This is a genomic window from Actinomycetota bacterium (assembly GCA_009923495.1).
Classification (GTDB): Bacteria; Actinomycetota; Actinomycetes; order S36-B12; family UBA5976; genus UBA5976.
This window is the reverse complement of record RFTJ01000035.1, coordinates 1-3,301: the sequence shown is the minus strand read 5'-3', so window position 1 is coordinate 3,301 and position 3,301 is coordinate 1. Positions and strand designations below refer to the sequence as shown.

4 protein-coding genes are annotated in these 3,301 nt (G+C 49.9%); 1 reads left to right on the top strand and 3 read right to left on the bottom strand.

Going from position 1 to position 3,301, the window contains the following annotated elements:
- A partial coding sequence (locus EBS36_07200; GenBank protein ID NBU32933.1) for a hypothetical protein occupies positions 1–441 on the top strand: 441 nt, incomplete at its 5' end.
- A gap of 43 nt (positions 442–484) precedes the next feature.
- On the opposite strand, the gene EBS36_07195 is transcribed toward EBS36_07200, so the two are convergent.
- The 3 genes from EBS36_07195 to EBS36_07185 all read right to left on the bottom strand — a co-directional run.
- The gene (locus EBS36_07195) at positions 485–1,861 is read right to left on the bottom strand and encodes an ATP-binding protein (protein ID NBU32932.1); all 1,377 of its coding nucleotides are present in this window, start codon (positions 1,859–1,861) and stop codon (positions 485–487) included.
- A gap of 92 nt (positions 1,862–1,953) precedes the next feature.
- Positions 1,954–2,499, bottom strand: coding sequence for a hypothetical protein (locus EBS36_07190; GenBank protein ID NBU32931.1), 546 nt, complete (start codon positions 2,497–2,499; stop codon positions 1,954–1,956).
- 478 nt (positions 2,500–2,977) lie between these two features.
- Positions 2,978–3,301, bottom strand: a 324-nt coding sequence (locus tag EBS36_07185) for a hypothetical protein (GenBank protein NBU32930.1), incomplete at its 5' end; no start/stop codon positions are given.

Here is a 3,301-nt window from a genome sequence, read left to right as displayed (position 1 = left end):
TGGTCGGAAATCTTGCCCAACCTTTGGCAAGGTGGAACTGATTGGGGAACCAAGGACAAACCCATCACTCTGTCCAACTTTGATTCGGTATACACGTTCCAGCGAACTTCGGCTGCTGCATATTCGTATGTCAAGGAGACGCGCTTTGGATTTAGCGATGGCGATATGTCTGACTTGAACCCCAAGGAAGACCTTTACGAACTGGCACGTTCTGCTCACCGCGATTGGAAGAGGGGTATGCGCGTACTGATTCGGTGTGCGGCTGGATGGAATCGTTCGGGAATCGTCATGGCTCTCGTACTGATTCGGGATGGCTACTCGGTAGAGGGTGCCATTGACTTAATTCGTGAGAAGCGTTGCCCAGAGGCTTTGTGCAATAGCACTTTCACGAGGTGGCTTCGTGAAGAAGTTGGCGAGAACCTTGAGTTCTGGCGCAACTAGGTAGTAAAAAGATAACCCCTCACAGATTGTGGGGGGTTTCTTTTTAGTTGGCTCTGAATAGACTGCCTCTAAAATCTGGGAGTCGTCGACGTGCCAGAGAGCGTGCGGTAATCTTTCCGCCAACAAATCCTGCTGGTGGTTTGATTACTAGTGCGGTAAGTGCGTGGACTAGGGCATCGACTCGGTCTGGTGATTTTCCTTCACCCGGTATCCACGACAGCATCTGACTCTCAAGGTCACCCATGTATCCCAAGTGGTGGATTCTTCCTTGTTCGTATGCAAGTGTGACGGGTTCTGCTCGGAGTGCCTTGCCATATTTGGAGTGGACTTCAAAGACTTTGATGTTGGGGTCGATGGCGTTGATTGCGTTACGGACTAGCGCACCACCTTGGTTGACTTCGGCTACGACGGGGCATCCCCATTTGCGTGCCATTGCTACGACTCGGTTTGCCCATACTTCGGGTGACCCAAGAATGGATGCGTCTTCTAGTACCCATGCTTGTCTCTTGTAAAGGTCTCGTTCTCCAGTCGAGGCGCAGACAATAATTCCACATTCGTCACGAGGGTTCTCAGCAACTGACGGGTCGACACCAATTACTCGTAGGGGAATGTTTGGTGGCATTGATGATTGTCTGCTTCGTTCAATTAGTTCGTCTGTCCAGAGTGCGCCTTCAACAGCGTCTAGCATTTCTCCGTAGAGTTCTTGTTGCGCCAACCGCGTACCAGCGTAGACACCAGTGATTGCTTCAAGGTATGCGCTTGACAGGTTTCCTGAGTTGTCTAGGGTTGACCCTCGTGTGACGACAACACGACCTGTCTTCTCTGCTTCGTCTAGCAACTTATATAGAAGTGGTACACGCTTCGGCGTAGTGGTGCACATAATCTTTGGGTGTGAGCCTAGACGTGTGCCAACACGAAGGTTGTCGAAGGCGGTCATGCCTGCTGCGTCAGGTGTCTGTCGCCAAGCAGCCACCTCGTCGCCCCAAGCGTGAGTGAACTGAGGTCCACGAAGTGAGTCAGGTTCGTCTGCTGTGAAGCAGGTAGCAGTGTTGCCATTGGGCCATGTGAGTCGGCGTTTGGAAGGTTCGTATAATGGACGCTCGGAGGGTGGGGTGACATTCATAATCCCCGATTCACCTTCAACGATAACGTCACGCACGTCAGCGGCTGTACGTGCAACGAGGGCAAATCTTCGCTGTCCAGTAGTTGTGTATTTGGCTTCCTCGCGTACCCATTCGGCGGCAGTTCTTGTTTTGCCAGCACCACGACCAGCCATGTATAACCAGATAGCCCAGTCACCTTCAGGTGCTTGTTGCTCAGGGCGACCCCAAACTGACCAGTCCCATAGTAGGGAGTCAGCATTCATTCCAGAAAGTACTAGAGCACGTTCGTCATCGGGAAGTCCAGCCAACTGTTCCATTATGCTTTTCGCCATATGGACAATTGTAGTCTAATAAAAGAACCCCCAGCACGGTGAACATGCTGAGGGAACTTTATCCGCGTCTATGCGTATCAGGCAATCACACGGTTTTTTAACGGCTGGTATACGCGACTGTTTGTTGTTTCAGTCATTGGCTTGTAGCCATATCGAGTGAGGCGGAATCGAATGGCACTGTGGGTAATGCCAAGTCGCTTACCGAGTCGGTACAGTGTCACACCTTCGACAGTGTGTGCGTGGTTCAACAGGCTTGTGTATTCTTCGGCTTCTGCTCGAAAGCGAGGTGAACTTGAGCGTACTCGTTGCGCCATTGGCTGGAGTTCCAGAAGACGGGAGAGAGTCTCTGGCTTAGGTTCAATGTAGACACGAGCAACTTTTTCTGCATAGCGCGGTGGCTCTGGAACATAGAACTCAGCCTTTGTCGCTTCGGAAGGTACGGTACAAATCTGTCGCACTCGTTCCCGCGAAAGACCAATTACGTCTGAGATACTTGCGAGAGTCCACCCAGCAATTCTGAGTGCACGCACATAATCGTCACGCTCTTCTGATGTGTTGATTTTGTCGAAGATAATCTTGGTACTCATTGGTAACTTGATGTTTCTTTTCTTTTGTTTCGTCATTTCTTTCAATTCTTTCTCTTTTGTATTACTTTTGATTTTCTGTAATTGTCCATAACTCAATCATATCGGTAAGAAATGGCAAGTAGTGGGTAATTACGCTGATAGACAAATCTTGATTAGATGCGCTGGGAAAGAAGTGCAAATGTGATTGCTGCTGAGCCAAGCCCCAGAACAAGAATAAGTTTTGCGGGAAAGATTAAGGCAACGAGGATGGCGATTATTCCAAGCGCAGCAGCAATGACAGCCACCCACACAACTTCTCGCAGACGAATCAACCAGTTGGGCATTTTATTTTTCTTCCTTCTTGTCGGTGTTCGCCTCTACTTGGGGCATTACAACCCCAAGTAACGGCGTACTGCTTGCTTCTCGCATCTTTTGAATTGCCTGAATCTTCACGACAACATAGATGGAGAATCCTACGAAGATGCCAAGGCCAATGAGTCCAGCAATCAATGCTTCATTCATGTTCTTTCCTTATCTACTTGACATCATTGTATATCGTGGAAACCACAGTTGCCCACACCTGGGGGGTGTGTGTCCTTGGTTGGTATCCACCAGCACCACCAATGAGGACTCGACCTTCGGCGTACTTGTTTGCCATTTCAGCAACTTTGTGCGACGCATAGCGGTAGCCATCGTATGTGTACTTCAGACCCCAGTGTTCGCCTTCGTGTCCATCTGCGCCAGTGGCGAGGAGGATTACGTCAGGTTGGTACTCGGCAATCTTCTCAGCGATTCCATCAATTGCCCAAGCAAATGCTTCGTCACCTTGACCACGTTGTAAGCACCAGTTGTACCAGTG

Excerpts from the sequence above, each read along its gene's own strand:
- EBS36_07195 (NBU32932.1), bottom strand. The coding sequence starts at position 1,861 with ATGGAACAGTTGGCTGGACTTCCCGATGACGAACGTGCTCTAGTACTT.
- EBS36_07190 (NBU32931.1), bottom strand. The coding sequence starts at position 2,499 with ATGACGAAACAAAAGAAAAGAAACATCAAGTTACCAATGAGTACCAAG.